Source organism: Pseudomonas sp. Seg1 (assembly GCF_018326005.1).
GTDB lineage: Bacteria > Pseudomonadota > Gammaproteobacteria > Pseudomonadales > Pseudomonadaceae > Aquipseudomonas.
Genome location: NZ_AP021903.1, coordinates 2,795,799 through 2,812,282, shown reverse-complemented (window position 1 = coordinate 2,812,282; position 16,484 = coordinate 2,795,799). Strand labels below are relative to the sequence as shown.

General features: G+C 63.1%; 2 protein-coding genes (1 of these 2 only partly in view). Both read right to left on the bottom strand.

From position 1 onward, the window contains the following. A protein-coding gene (locus tag KI231_RS12485; RefSeq protein ID WP_213028423.1) for a non-ribosomal peptide synthase/polyketide synthase crosses the window boundary here: on the bottom strand, positions 1–3,373 show its beginning. The gene continues 14,477 nt to the left of window position 1, outside the view; the window shows 3,373 of its 17,850 coding nt (coding positions 1–3,373); its start codon is at positions 3,371–3,373; the stop codon falls past the left edge of the window. After that, the gene (locus KI231_RS12480) at positions 3,370–16,425 is read right to left on the bottom strand and encodes a non-ribosomal peptide synthetase (protein WP_213028422.1); all 13,056 of its coding nucleotides are present in this window, start codon (positions 16,423–16,425) and stop codon (positions 3,370–3,372) included. Before KI231_RS12480 ends, KI231_RS12485 begins: the two co-directional genes overlap by 4 nt. Positions 16,426–16,484 lie beyond the last annotated feature (59 nt).

Here is a 16,484-nt window from a genome sequence, read left to right as displayed (position 1 = left end):
CGTTGGCGAACAGATCGCCCAGCGCCAGTTCTACCCCGAGGCGTTGGCGAACCTGGGAAACCATGCGCATCGCCAGCAGCGAATGGCCGCCGAGTTCGAAAAAGTGATCCTGACGCCCGACTCGCTCAACCTGCAGCACTTGTGCCCAGATCTGCGCCAGCGCGGTTTCCAGCTCATTGTGTGGCGCCTCGTACTGGCGGGTGAACAGCGCCGCACGATCAGGCTTGGGCAGTGCCTTGCGGTCGACCTTGCCATTGGCGGTCAGTGGCAACGCGTCGAGTTTGACGAAGGCCACCGGCACCATGTAATCCGGCAACTGCGTCAACAGGTGTGCGCGCAACTCGGCCACGGCCAGCGGCTCGACCTGCGCCTGCTCGGTGAAATAGGCGACCAGGCGCGGCTGGCCGGGCTCGTCTTCGCGAGCCAGCAGCACCGCTTCCTGGATGCCGGGCAACTGGTTGAGGCGGGTCTCGATTTCGCCAAGTTCGATGCGCACGCCACGGATTTTCACCTGATCGTCATTGCGTCCCAGGTAATCAATCGTGCCGTCGGCGCGCCAACGGGCGAGGTCCCCGGTGCGATACATGCGCGCATTTGCGGCGCTGCTGAATGGATCGTCGAGGAAGCGCTCGGCCGTCAGATCGGCACGATTCAGATAGCCACGCGCAACACCCGCACCACCGACATACAACTCGCCCATAACGCCAATCGGCACCGGACGTTGTTGTTCATCGAGCAGATACACCGTGGCATTGGCCACCGGTTTGCCGATGTGCAGCGCATCACCCGCCTCGATCCGGCCAGAGGTGGCGACCACCGTGGCTTCGGTCGGGCCATAGTTGTTGATCACGTCGAATTGCTGGTTGCGGCTGAACTGCCGCAAGCGGTCGCCACCGATCAGCAACGTGCGCAAGGTCGGGTGTTCAAGGTTCTGGCTGAAGGCATATTCGGCCACTGGCGTCGGCAGGAAACTCACGTCCAGTGGCTGCGCACGCCACCAGTCGAGCAGCGCGTCGATGTCTTCGCTGCCTTCGTGAGTCGGTGCCAGATGCAGGGTCGCGCCGGCACACAACGCCGGCCAGACTTCCCACGCCATGGCGTCGAAACCGAACCCGGCAAGGCTTGAGGTGTGGCGGCCGGCGCACAGATCAAACGCTGTGCAGTGCCAGTCGACCAGATTCGACAGTGTGCGGTGTTCGACCATCACGCCTTTCGGCAAGCCGGTGGACCCGGAGGTGTAGATCACGTAGGCCAGGTGCGCGCTGGTCAGGGCCGGCACCTGCGGATCAGCGGTCACGCCCAGCGGCCAGGCGCGCTGATCGAGGTCGATCACCGGCACATTCAGCGCCGGCAAGCGCTCGTGCAAAGTGCTCTGGGTGAGGATCACAACCGGGGCGCTGTCACTCAGCAAGTAGTGCAGACGATCTGCCGGGTGCGCCGGGTCGATCGGCACGTAACCGGCGGCCGCCTTGAGAATCGCCAGCAGCCCGACCAGCGTATCGAGGCCACGCCGGGCGACGATGGCGACACGATCATCGGGTTTCACCCCGAGTTCGATCAAGTGATGCGCCAGCGCATTGGCCTGCCGGTTGAGCTCGGCATAACTCAATGGCTTATCGAGAAAGACCGCCGCCACGGCCTCCGGCCGCTGCACCACTTGCGCCTCGAAACGTTGCGCGATGGTCAGCGTTGCCGGGTAGTCGGCGTGGGTGGCATTGAACGCCAGCAAGACTTGCTCGCGCTCGGCCGCCGGCAGAATCGGCAGCTGGTTGAGCGCGGTGTCCTGCGCTTGCTCCAGCGCCAGCACCAGACTTTCCAGTGCGCAGTGCAGGTACTCGCAGATACGCTGCGGGTCAACCTCAGTGGTGGCCAGCAAGGTCAGGCTGAACGCCTCGCCGAAATCATCGACGCTCAGGGTCAGCGGGTAATTGGTGCGTTCTTCGGAGCTGAGGGTGCTGATGCCTTCCCACGCAGCGAGGGTCTCGGCACTGGCCGTCGCCGCCGTGTGGCTGTGGCGGTAATTGAGCAAGGCACTGAACAACGGCGTGGGCGCGACCACACCGCTGCAACGTTGTGCCAACGCCAGCGGCGCGTGTTCGTGACGCATCAACGTTGTCAGGCGTTTGTGCGTCGCTTCGACCGCAGCACGCACGCCCTGCGCATCGACATCGATCCGCAGCGGCAAGGTATTGATGAAAATCCCCAGTGCGCGCTCGGTGGCTTCGGCGCCTTGCATACGCCCCATCAACACCGTGCCGAAAACCACATTGGGTTTGCCGGTCAGCACCGCCAGCACCTGCGCCCAGCCGAGATGGAACAGGCTCGCGACACTCACGCCGAGCTGCCGCGCCTGCGCCCGCAAACGCTGCCCCAGCAACGGGTTGATCGGCAGGCTCAGTTCAGCGATGCCGAGTCCGTCGCCCTGCACATCGTGCAAGCCGTATGGCAGCGTCGGCTCGGTTATATCGCCAAGCATGTCGCGGAAAAACGCCTCATGTTCGGCCTCTGTGATGCCCAACCGTGCCTGCGCGACGTAATTGCGAAACGGCACTGGCCGCCCCAGCAATTCATGCTGGCCGGTGAGACAGACTTGCAGTTCGTGCCGCACCACGTCGAGCGCCGAGTGATCCAGCGCCATGTGATGGAATAGCAACGTCGCCACGACCCGTTGACCGGCCTCATCCCAGGCGTACGCCAGACGCATCAGCGGTGCCCGGGTAACGTCGAGACGGAAATGTCGCGCGTCAAAACGCTCGTGAAGTTGTTGCAAGGCATCGCCTGCGTGGTCGAACTGCACTTCTTCCACGGGCAGTTGCACCTTGCGCCAGACCACTTGCAGCGGCGTATCCAGCCCCTCCCAATGCACTGCCGTGCGCAGGATGTCGTGGCGATCGATCACCGTTTGCAAGGCCTGAGCAAAAGCCTGTAAACGCTGGCGATTGCTGAACGCAAAGTACGACTGCATGACGTACGGATCGCCCTGCTCGTTGCTCGCATGGTGGTAAAGAATGCCTTCCTGCAACGGCGCCAGCGGATAGATATCCTGCACATTGGCGGCGCCGCCGGGGACGGCAGCGATCAAGCGGTCAATAGTCGCTTGATCAACTTCGGCGAGGGTCAGCATTTGCGGCGTGATGCGCGTGGTGCCGGGGACAATGCCGTTGGCCGGCACGTCGATCTGGCCAGCCTTGGTGGCCGAATATTGCCCGGCCTTGATCAGTTCGATCAGCGCCGGTTTGTGCTCACGTAGCGCTGCCAGCAATGCCGGATCGCTCAAGGCCTGCTTGTTGCCGTTTACGCGCAACTGGTCGTCGCTGACCGCCAACTGAATGTCTTTGCTTTTCAGGGTTGCCAACAGTTCGATCACATTCACAGGACGATCTCCATTCTTTCCGTAATTGCGGCGTAGCCGGCCAGGGTCGGCTGTTCGAACAGCGCCCTGACATCGGCTTCCATGCCTTCCTGACGTAACCGGCCGATGAGGCTGACCGCCAGTAATGAGTGACCACCCAGCTCAAAGAAATGGTCGTGCCGCCCTACCCGCTCGACGTTGAGCAACTCGGCCCAGAGCCGTGCGAGGGTGATTTCGACTTCGCCGACCGGCGCTTCGTATTCACGGGTTTTCAGCGCGCTCTGATCCGGTGCCGGCAAGGCCTTGCGGTCGAGTTTGCCGTTGGGGCTCAGCGGCAACGCGTGCAGATGCACGAACACCGCAGGCACCATGTAATCGGGCAAATGCTCCAGCAGATGCCCGCGCAACACGTCGACTTCCAGACGTTCGCCGGTGTAATACGCGACCAGACGCTTGTCCCCCGGGACCTCTTCACGGGCCAGCACCGCGGCTTCCTGCACACCGGCGATCGCGGTCATGCGCGCCTGAATCTCACCCAGCTCGATACGCAGGCCGCGGATTTTCACCTGATCGTCGTTACGTCCCAGGTACTCGATGTTGCCGTCGGGCAGATAGCGGGCGACATCACCAGTGCGGTAGATCCGGCCGTCGGGCCGGAACGGATCGTCGAGGAAGCGTTCGGCATTCAGTTGCGGGCGATTGAGGTAGCCACGGGCGACCTGCACGCCACCGATGTACAACTCGCCGATCACGCCTTGCGGCACCGGTTGTTGCTGGGCGTCGAGGATGTACATACGGGTGTTGGCAATCGGTTTGCCGATGGGCGTGTTGTCCGGTGTGTGTTCGATTGGCCCGGCGCAGTTCCACGCGGTCACGTCGACGGCCGCTTCGGTCGGGCCGTACAGGTTGTGCAACTCGCTGCCCTGCAATTGCAGTTTGAAACGTCGCACCAGACTGCCCGGCAACGCCTCACCGCTGCACATCACCCGCCGCAGCCCCCTGCTGCGGGCGGTGTCACTGTTGGCAAGGAACACGTCGAGCATCGACGGCACAAAGTGCAGCGTGGTGATGTTCTCGGCCTCAATCACTTTTGCGAGGTATTGCGGGTCCTTGTGCCCGCCAGGCTGAGCCATGACCAGGCGCGCACCGGTCATCAACGGCCAGAAAAACTCCCACACCGACACGTCGAAACTGAACGGGGTTTTCTGCAACACCGTGTCCGCCGCCGTCAGTGGGTAAGCGTCCTGCATCCACAACAAACGGTTGACCACCCCGGCGTGCTCGTTGACCACGCCTTTCGGCTGGCCGGTCGAGCCGGAGGTGTAGATCACATACGCAGTGTGCTGTGGAGTCGATCCAGCGCCGGGCAGATTGTCCATCGGTTGCGCTTGCCAGTGCGGTTGATCGAGATCGATCACCGGCACATCAACCTCGCCCAGCAACGCACGCGTCGAACCCTGCACCAGCACCGCCACTGGCGCGCTGTCGTGCAGCATGTAGGCCAGACGTTCCAGCGGATACGCCGGATCCAGCGGCACATAGCCGCCGCCTGCCTTGAGAATGGCCAGCAGGCCGACCACCATATCGAGGCTGCGTTCGACGCAAATCGCCACCCGCGAATCCGCCTGCACGCCCAGGCCTCGCAGGTGTCGCGCCAGTTGATTGGCCCGGGCGTTCAGTTCGGCATAGCTCAGTTGTTGCGCTGCCGTCGCCACGGCCGGCGCCTGTGGCGTACGTTGTACCTGCGCCTCGAACAGACCATGGAGCGTTTGCTCAAGATCGTAATCGACTTCGGTAGCGTTGAATTCGCACAGCAATTTTTGCCGCTCTGCCTCTGGCAACACCGGCAGATGGCTCAGCGGCGCCTGCGGTGATTGCTCCAACGCTTCGGCCAGGCTCGACAAGGCCCGCTGCATGTAACCGCAAACCCGCGTCGCGCCGATGTTCGAAGGGGTCATGACCGTCAGGTAAAAGCCCTGACCGAGGTCATCGACGTTGAGACTCAGTGGATAGTTGGTGCGTTCTTCGCTGGAGAGGCTATCGATGCCTTGCCAGCTCAGGCGAGCGGCTTGCTGCTGTTGCTCGCTGACGCTGTGGCGATAGTTGAGCATGGCGCTGAACAATGGCGATGACCCGCTCACGCCACTGCAACGCTGGGCCAGCGCCAGTGGTGCATGTTCGTGGCCGAGCAATGCAGTCAATTGCGCATGCGTCGCCCTGACACCGGCACGCACTGGCGTTTGACCCAGATCCACGCGTATCGGCAAGGTATTGATGAACATCCCCAGGCCGCGATCAGCGCCGCTACCACCCTGCATCCGCCCCAGCAGCACGGTGCCAAACACCACGCGTTCCTGACCCGAGGTCGCCGCCAGCACCTGTGCCCACGCCAGATGGAACAGGCTGGCAACGCTCACGCCCAACTGCCGCGCCTGACTGCGCAGGCGCATGGCCAATGCCTCGGGCACGCTTTGGCGGACTTCTTCAATGTCATTGCCGTCGCCCCGCACATCGAGCATGCCGAATGGCAGCGTCGGCTCGTCTATGGCGCCCAGCATCTCGCGGAAAAACGCTTCGTGTTCCTGCTGGTTGATGCCCAGCCGTGTCTGGGCCACATAGTTGCGGTAAGGCACCGCCGGCATTGGCGCTTCGCCGTGGCCAAAGAGAATCGCGAGCATTTCCTGTTGCACGACTTCCAGCGCGGTGTGATCCATGACGATGTGATGGAACAACAGCATCGCCACCACCCGATCGTTGACCGGATCCTGTGCATACACCAGACGCGTCAATGGCGCCTGGCTGATATCCAGACGAAACTGCCGCGCGTCGAAACGCTCATTCAACTGCAACAACACATCGCCCGCCGCCGGGTCGAGCGCGATTTCCTGCACCGGCAGTTCAGTTGCGCGCCAGACTACTTGCACAGGCGCGGTCAACCCTTCCCAGACCACCCCGGTGCGCAGGATGTCGTGGCGCGCCATGACCTGACGCAATGCGTCGGCATAGGCTTGCAGCCGTTCAAGGCTGTCGAACGCCAGACGCGATTGCAGCAGGTACGGATCGCCGCGTTCAGCGGTGATGTAGTGATAAAGAATGCCTTCCTGCAATGGCGCCAACGGATAAATGTCCTGCACATTCGCCGCGCCGCCCGGCACCGTGGCGACGATGCGCTCGATGCTGGCCTGATCCAGTTGCACCAGCGGCAACATGTCCGGGGTGATGTGGGTGCAATCGGCCGGAATCAGATTGGCCGGCACTTCGACCACCCGGCCACTGCCCACCGCAGCGGCCAGCGCAGCCAGGGTTGGCTGGCTGAACAGGACGCGCACGTCGGTGCGCAGATCGGCCTGACGCATGCGCTCGATCAGTGTCACCGCCAGCAATGAATGCCCGCCCAGTTCGAAGAAATTGTCGTGACGGCCGACCTGTTCGACCTGCAGCACGTCAGACCAAATCTGCGCCAACGTCGTTTCGACTGCGCCCTGCGGCGCTTCGTACTCGCGGCTGAGCCAGGCGCTTTGGTCCGGCTCGGGCAAGGCTTTGCGATCAAGTTTGCCGTTGGCGGTCAGCGGCAGGCTGTCCAGTCGCACATAGGCTGCCGGCACCAGCGCTGGCGGCAACTGCGCTTGCAGGTGACTGCGCAAATCCTCGATCTCGACGCTCACCTGCCCGGTGAACCACGCCAGAAGTTGCCCGTCACGCACCAACACCACGCAATCCTGCACCGCATCGTGGCGGCTCAGCGCCGCTTCGATTTCGCCCAGTTCGATGCGCACACCGCGCAGTTTCACCTGATCGTCGTTGCGCCCCAGGTATTCGATAGTGCCGTCGCCCAGCCAGCGTGCGAGGTCGCCGGTGCGGTACATGCGCGCCTGCGGTTCGTCGCTGAACGGGTCTTCGAGGAAGCGTTCGGCGCTCAGCTCGGGCCGGTTCAGATAACCGCGTGCCACACCGGCACCGCCAACGAACAATTCACCCGCAACGCCGACCGGCACCGGCCGCTGTTGCTCGTCGAGCAGATACACCTTGGCGTTGGCCATTGGTCGACCGATATGCAGCGTCTGCCCGGCCTCAACCGCGCCAGACGTGGCGACCACCGTCGCCTCGGTCGGGCCATAGTTGTTGATCACCGCGAAGGTCTGATTGCGAGGGAATTGCCGCAACTTGTCGCCACCGATCAACAGCGTGCGCAAAGTCGGGTGACCGAGGTCGCGACTGAAGGCATATTCGGCCACCGGCGTCGGCAGGAAACTCACCTGCAACGGCTGCCCGCGCCACCAGTCGAGCAAGTCATCGAGGTGTTCGTTGCTGATCGACTGTGGCGGCAGGTGCAGGGTCGCGCCCACACACAGCGCCGGCCAGATTTCCCAGGCCATCGCGTCGAAACCGAATCCAGCGACACTCGCGGTGTGGCTGCCGGCCTGTAGATCGAACGCCTCGCAGTGCCAGTGCACAAGGTTTTCCAAGGTCGCATGCTCGACCATTACACCTTTCGGCTCACCGGTTGAGCCGGAGGTGTAGATCACATAAGCCAGATGCGCCGGCGTCAGGGTCGGCAGTTGCGGATTGGCTTCGGACAGGCGTTGCCAAGTGGGGTTGTCCAGATCGATCACCGGCATCCGCCCTAGCAGATCGCGGGTCGAAGCCTGTGCGAGCACCGCCACGGGATCGCTGTCCTGCAACAGATAGGCAATGCGCTGCGCCGGGTACGCCGGATCGACCGGCACGTAACCGGCGCCAGCCTTGAGGATCGCCAGCAACGCCACGAGCATGTCCGGGCTGCGGCGCAGGCACACGGCGATGCGGTCATCGGGCTGCACGTCGAGGCCGAGCAAGTGATGGGCCAGGCGATTGGCGCGCTGATTGAGCTGAGCGTAGGTTAACTGCTGCGCGCCCTGGACCACTGCCAGAGCATCTGGCCGCTGCTCGGCCTGAGCCTCCACCAACCGATGGATCGTCGCGCCACGCGGATACGCCGCTGAATGCTGGTTGAAGCCGACCAGCAGGTGCTCGTATTCCGCGACCGAGAGAATCGGTAAACGGTTCAGCGGACGTTGCGGCGCCTGCTCGAGCGCTGTCACCAGATGTTCGAGCGCGGTGTGCATGTAGCTGCAAATCCGTGGCGCGCCGATCTGCCTGACCGCCAGCACCGTCAGGGCAAAACCCTCGCCGAGATCATCAACGCTGAGGGTCAGCGGGTAATTGCTGCGCTCTTCACCGCCCAGGTGGCGCACGCCTTCCCAGATTCCTTGCCCCTCTTGTGCCTGGGAATCTGCGGCACTGTGGCGGTAATTGAGCAAAGCGCTGAACAACGGCGTCGAAGCGGACACCGCGCTGCAACGCTGGGCCAGCGCCAGTGATGCATGTTCATGGCCCAGCAGCGCAGTCAGCCGGGCGTGGGTGCGCTTGACGCCAGCGCGCACGCCTTCGCTGACATCCACGCGCAAAGGCAAGGTGTTGATAAACACGCCCAGTGTTCGATCCGCGCCCTCGCCGCCCTGCATACGCCCCATCAACACGGTGCCGAACACCACATCACGGCGATTCGAAACCACGCCCAGCACCTGCGCCCAAGCCAGGTGCATCAGGCTCGCCGGACTGACGCCCAACTGTCTGGCCTGCTCGCGCAACCGCACGTTCAGACCGGCATCGACCGCTTGCAGGGCTTCTTCGATATCGCTGCCATCGCCCTGCACATCCTGCAAGCCGAACGGCAACGTCGGTTCATCGATAGCGCCGAGCATTTCGCGGAAAAACACCTCGTGCGCTTGCTCGTCAGCACCCAGACGCGCCTGCGCCACGTAGTTGCGATACGGCATTGGCGTTGTCAGGGTGTGCGCCTGATTGAACATGATCGCGCGCATTTCCTGACCGACCACGTCCATCGCGGTGTGATCGAGGATCAAGTGCTGGAACAGCACAATCGCCACTACTTGTTGCTGCGCCGGGTCCTCGGCATAAACGATGCGCAGCAACGGTGCCTGGGTCAGATCGATGCGGTGATGTCGGGCGTCGAAGCGCTGGTGCAACTGTTTGAGAATATCGCCGTGAGCCGGATCCAGCGGCACCGCTTGCACCACCAGTTGCGCCTGACGCCACACCACCTGGTGAGCGCTCGGCAGGCCTTCCCAGACCACGCTGGTGCGCAGAATGTCGTGACGCACGATGACCTGCTGCAAAGCATCAGCGAAGTGGTGCAAACGCTCGAGGCTGTCGAATGCCAGACGCGATTGCAGCAGGTACGGATCGCCCTGTTCGGCGCTGAGGTGGTGATAGAGGATGCCTTCCTGCAACGGCGCCAGCGGATAAATATCCTGCACGTTGGCCGCGCCACCCGGCACCGTGGCGACGATGCGCTCGATACTGGCTTGATCGAGTTCAGTCAGGGTCAGCATGTCCGCAGTGATGTGCGTGCATCCGGCCGGGATCAAGTTGGCCGGTACCTCTATCTCGCGACCGCTGCCCACCGCCGCCGCCAATGCAGCGAGGGTCGGCTGGTTGAACAGCACGCGCACATCGGCACTGAGGCCGAGCTGACGCATGCGCTCGATCAGGCTCACCGCCAGCAACGAATGCCCGCCCAGTTCAAAGAAGTGGTCATACCGACCGATGCGCTCGACCTTGAGCAGGTCGGCCCAGATTTGCGCCAACGCGACTTCCACTTCCCCTTGCGGTGCTGCGAATTCCCGGCTGAGCACGGCATCCTGATCGGGTGCCGGCAATGCCTTGCGATCCAGTTTGCCGTTGGCCGTCAGTGGCCATACGTCCAGTCGCACATAGGCCGCTGGCAACATGTAGTCGGGCAACTGCCCTTGCAATTGCCCGTGCAACTCGCTGATCGCAGGCACATGAGCAGTGTCCTGCGCGGTGAACCACGCCACCAGACGTTTATCGCCCGGCACGTCTTCGCGCAGCAGCACCACGGCATCGCGGACCCCGGCACAGGCGCTCAGGCGGGTTTCGATCTCCCCCAGTTCGATGCGATAGCCGCGAATTTTCACTTGCTGATCATTGCGCCCCAGGTACTGCAACGTGCCGTCGGCGAGCCAGCAGACCAGGTCACCGGTGCGATACATCCGCGCATCCGGCGCGTCGGCAAACGGGTCGGCAAGAAATTTCTCTTCGCTCAGTTGCGGCTGATTCAGATACCCCTTCGCCACCCCGGCACCGCCGATGAACAGCTCACCGACGGCCCCCACCGGTAGCGGCTGTTGACGGGCATCAAGCACATAGCAGCGGGCGTTGCCGATCGGCCGGCCGATGGCAATGCTGCCGGTTTCGACAGCGCGGATTTCATGGGTGGTGGTGAATGTCGTGGCTTCGGTCGGGCCATAACCGTTGAGCAAATGCTGCGGTGCGCCATCACGCAGCACGCGGGCGATCACCGCAGGATCCAGCACATCGCCACCCACCAGCAGGTAGCGCAAGCGGCGGAACACCGGCATCAAGTCATCGGCGTATTGATGGAACAGGCCGGCAGTCAACCACAGCACGTTGACGGCCTGCGTCAGCAGCACGTTGAGGAAGCTCTCGCGAGACAGCACGTCGTCCTGCCCGATCACCACGACCGCGCCGCCGTTAAGCAGCGGCGCCCAGACTTCCAGCGTACTGGCGTCGAATGCCGGGTTCGAAGCGAACGCTACGCGGTCGCCGCCATTGAAATCGGCGTAGCCATTGTTGATCACCAGCCGCGTGACGGCCCGATGCGGCACCAGTACGCCTTTCGGCGCGCCGGTCGAACCTGAGGTGTACATGATGTAGGCCAGCGATTCTGCCGACTGCGGCAGATTCGGATTATGCGCGGGATATTCCTCCAGCATCAGCGTGTCGAGATCCAGACGTCGCACCGAGTACTCGACTGATGCATCGCTCTGGGTCAGCAACAGCACCGCACGGCTGTCCTGGACCATGAAGCTCTGACGCTCGGCCGGGGCGTTGATGTCCAGCGGCACGTACACCGCGGCGCACTTGTTGATCGCGAGGATGCACACCAGCAGATCCAGCGAGCGCTCAAGCAACGTCGCCACACTGTGCCCCGGTTGCACGCCGAAGCCGATCAGGTGGTGGGCCAGACGATTGGCGCGCCGATTCAGCTCTTCATAACTCAACTGCTCCCGGCCTTGCACCGCCGCCAGTGCCTGCGGACGCAGCGCCGCTTGTGCTTCGAACAAGCGTTGCACGGTGTGCTCACGCGGATAGTCACGACCGGTGATATTGAAGCCGACCAGCACCCGTTGGCGCTCGCTCGGCGACAGGATCGACACCTGCTGTAACGGCGTGGTCGGGTGCAACTCCAGCGCCGTGACCAGATTGTGCAACGCGGTTTGCAGGTAATCGCAGACCCGCACGCCATCCACTTGTGGCAACGCCTGCACACCCAGACGAAAACCTTCGCCAAGGTCATCGACGTTGATCACCAACGGGTAGTTGCTGCGCTCACGGGAACTGAGAATCTGAATACCGTCCCACGCCACTGCGGCGGTTTGCGGCGCACTGTGTCGGAAATTCAGCAGCGTGCTGAACAGCGGCAGCGACCCGGACACGCCGCTGCAACGTTGGGCCTGTGCCAGGGAGGCCTGCTCATGTCCGAGCAGTTGCGCCAGACGTTCGTGCGTGGCACGCACGCCCTCTTGCACCGTGGTCGCCCCCACGCTGACGCGCACCGGCAAGGTGTTGATGAACATGCCCAGCGCACGGTCAGCACCCGCGCCGCCCTGCATCCGCCCCAGCAGCACCGTGCCGAACACCACATCATCACGGCCCGACATTTGCGCCAGAACCTGGCCCCACGCCTGATGCACCAGACTCGCCACACTGATGCCGAGCTGGCGCGCCTGTTCCCGCAGACGCTGGGCAACGCCGGCATCGAGCATCAGCTCTGTGTCGACAATCGTGCTGCCATCGCCGTGCACGTCCTGCAAGCCGAAGGCCACGGTCGGTTCGTCGATGTCACCGAGCATGTCGCGGAAGAATGCTTCGTGAGCCTCGGCATCCGTGCCAAGCCGCGCCTGCGCTACGTAGTGGCGGTATTGCACCGGGGCTGGCAGATCGCTCGATTGCTCGCGCATGGCCTCATCCATTTCGGCCACCAGCATTTCCAATGCGGTGTGGTCCAGCACGATGTGATGAAACAGCAGGATGGCAACCCAGCGCTGGTGCGCCACATCTTCGGTGTAGGCGAAACGCATCAGCGGAGCGCGATTGAGATCCAGTCGATAGTGTCGCGGGTCGAACCGTGCCTGCATCTGCTCCAGCACATCGCCTTCCAGCAGATCGGCATCGACTCGCTCCAGCGCCAGCGGTGCCTGGCGCCAGACCACTTGCACCGGTTCTTCAAGACCTTCCCAGACTACGCTGGTGCGCAGGATGTCGTGACGGGCGATCACCGCGTTCATAGCGCGGACGAAGGCTTTGATCTGCGGCAAACCGTCGAAGGCAAATTGCGCCTGCAACACATACGGGTCACCGGCATGGGTGGCCAGATGGTGATAAAGAATCCCCGCCTGCAACGGTGCCAGGCCATAAATATCCTGCACGTTGGCGATGCCGCCGGGCACCGTGGCAATGACCCGGTCGATGCCTGCCTGATCCAACGCGACCAACGGCAACATGTCCGGGGTGATGCGCGCGCAGCCGGGCTCGATCAGATTGTCCGGGACCACGATGGCTTGCGCTGCGCTCAACGTTGCCGCCAGTGCTGCCACACTTGGCTGGCCGAACAGCACGCGCACGTCGCAATGCAATTCGTGTTGGCGCATGCGCTCGATCAGTTTCACCGCCAGCAGTGAATGGCCGCCCAGTTCGAAGAAGTTGTCATGGCGGCCGACCTGCTCGACTCCGAGCAAGGTCTGCCAGATATCGGCAATAAGCGTTTCCACGGCACCCACCGGCGCTTCAAAACCGCGGCGGGCAAATGCGTCGCTGTCGGGCTGCGGCAGCGCCTTGCGGTCGAGCTTGCCGTTGGTGGTCAACGGATAGGCATCGAGGCGCACGAAAGCGCTCGGCACCATGTACTCGGCCAGCGAAACCAGCAAATGTTCACGCAGTTGCGCAGCACTCGGCTCAGCACCTTCGGACGCCAGCCAGTACGCCACCAGACGCTGGTCGCCGGGGCTGTCCTCGCGAGCGATGACCACGGCTTCGCGCACACCGTCGCACGCGGCCAGACGCGCTTCGATTTCGCCGAGTTCGATCCGGAAACCACGAATCTTCACTTGATCGTCATTGCGCCCGAGGTATTCGAGGCTGCCATCGGCCGTCCACCGGGCGAAGTCGCCAGTCTTGTACAGACGCGCTTCGGCACGGCCACTGAACGGGTCGGCGATAAAGCGTTCGGCGGTCAGTGCCTCGCGATTGAGGTAACCCCGGGCCACCCCGGCACCGCCCACGTACAACTCACCGACAACACCCGCCGGCACCGGCTCGCGCTGCGTGTCCAGCACGTACAGCTGCAAGTCGGGAATGCCGACGCCAATCGGGCTGCGGCCGACCCGTTGCGCATCCGCTGCCGCCAGTGGGCGATAGGTTACGTGCACCGTGGTTTCGGTGATGCCATACATGTTCACCAGGCGCGTGCCGGCATTGCCGACCCGCGCATACCACGGCTTGAGCAGGCCAGGTTCCAGGGCTTCGCCGCCGAAAATCACTTCGCGCAACGAGTGCTGCAATGGGCTGCGACCCTGCGCGGCGATCAACTGGCGGAATGCACTCGGGGTCTGGTTGAGCACGGTCACGCCGCTGCGGCAGAGCAACGCGTAGCAGTCGTCCGGCGAGCGACTGACTGCCTGCGGCACCAACAACAATTGCCCGCCAAATGCCAACGCGCCCCAGATTTCCCACACGGAGAAATCAAACGCGAAGGAATGGAACAATGCCCAGACATCCTGCGGATTGAAGTTGAACCAGTCATGGGTCGCCGAGAACAGCCGCACCACGTTGCGATGCTCGACCATCACGCCTTTCGGCAGACCGGTGGAGCCGGAGGTGTAAATCACATAGGCGAGATGGCTCGGGGTCAGCTCGGCAATCTGTGGATTACTGGTGAGTTCAGCCTGCAGCTGCTCGCCGTCGAGGTCGATGATCGGCATGTCAGGTGCGCCGACTCGATCAACGGTTTGCGCCTGTATCAGCAGCGCCACCGGGGCACTGTCTTCGAGGGTGTAAGCGATGCGCTCCAGCGGATACGCCGGATCGATCGGCACATAACCGGCGCCAGCCTTGAGCACGCCGAGCAGGCCGATGATCATCAGTGGCCCGCGTTCGACGCAGATTGCCACCCGGTCATCGGGGCGAATGCCGCGCGCCAACAGCTGATGTGCGACCTGATTGGCGCGGCGATTGAGCTCGCCATAGCTGACGGTGCGGCCCTCAAAAAGCAGTGCCGCAGCGTCGGGCCGCGCCTGCGCATGGGCTTCGAACTGCTGGTGAATCAGCGGCGTGTCGGGGAAGCGTGGCAACGGCGAATTGACACCGTGCAGCAGGTACTCGCGCTCGTCGGCCGGCAGGATGTCGAGGCCGTGCACCGGCGCATTCGGCGTCGATTGCAGGGCCTGGATCAAACTGTGCAGCGCGGTGTTCAGGTAGCGGGCGATGCGTTCTGCACCGAGAGCGACATCGGCGAGCGCGGTTATACGCAGGTCTTCGCCGAGATCATCGATGTTGACGGTCAACGGATAGTTGGTGCGCTCTCGGGCGCCCAAAATCTGCACGCCGGGCGCCAGTTCGTTGACCTCGACGACTTCTTCGGCGCTGCTGTGGCGGTAGTTGAGGATCGCACTGAACAGCGGCGTCGGCACCGCGACAGCACTGCAACGCTGAGCCAGTGCCAGCGAGGCCTGCTCGTGCGCGAGCAACGCGGTCAGGCGTCGATGCGTCGCCAACACGGCGGCGCGCGCACCTTCCTGACCGACATCCACCCGCAGCGGCAAGGTGTTGATGAACATCCCCAACGCCTGTTCGCCACCCTCGCCCGCCTCCATGCGTCCCAGCAGCACCGTGCCGAACACCACAGCCGTGCGTCCGGACAACTGGCCGAGCACCCGCGCCATCGCCAGATGCAACAGGCTCGCGACGCTGACACCGAGTTGCCTGGCCTGGCTGCGCAGTTGCCGGCTCAATGAACTGTCGAGCAGCAGCGAAGACTCTTCGATAGCCTGGCCGTCGCCCTGCACGTCCTGCAAACCGCAGGGCAACGTCGGTGCATCGATATCGGCGAGCATCTCGCGGAAGAACGCTGTCTGGGCCTGATCGTTCAGGCCCAGAAGTGCCTTGGCCAGGTGATCGCGATACGGCACGGCCGGGCCGACCTGCTCCGCGTGTCCGAGGAGGAATGCCCGGGTTTCGCGGCGCACCACGTCGAGGGCAACGTGATCCATGATCAAGTGGTGAAACAGCAACAACGCAACCACACGATCATTGTCCGGATCGGCGGCATACACCAGACGCAGCAACGGTGCCTGCTGCACATCGAGACGGAAAAACCGTGGATCATGGCGTTCCAGCAACTGCGTCAGTACGTCACCGTCGGCGTTGAGTTCGATTTCTTCGCAGAACAGCCGCGCATGGCGTTGCACCACTTGCAAGGGTTCGTCGAGCCGCTCCCAGATGAACGAGGTACGCAAAATGTCGTGGCGCTCGACCATCCATTGCAGCGCTTGCGCGAAGGCATCCAGACGTTCGCGGTTATCAAAGGCGAACCGCGCCTGCGAGACATAAGGGTCACCTGCCGCCGCGGACAAATGCAGGTAAAGCATGCCCGCCTGCAACGGCGCCAGCGGGTAGATATCTTGCAGATTGGCGGCGCGACCCGGCACATCGCCAACGATGCGGTCGATGGTCGGTTGATCCAGCTGCACCAGCGGCAACATGTCCGGGGTGATGCGAAAGGCCGGGCTCAACCAGTCGCCGCCATGGCTGGCGACCAGCTCCAGCAACTGCGACTTGTGTTCGGCGAGGCTGTCCCACAACGCGTCGTCCAACGCGTCGTCGCTGCCCAGAATGACCAGGTCTTCATCTTCCTGTTGAAGGCGGATCGCATGGGTCGAAATAACAGCCATCAGTTCGCTGAAATGCATGGGATAACCTGCTGTAAATACGAGAAAAAGGAGCGCGCAGCCGCGAGTCCGTGCGAGTT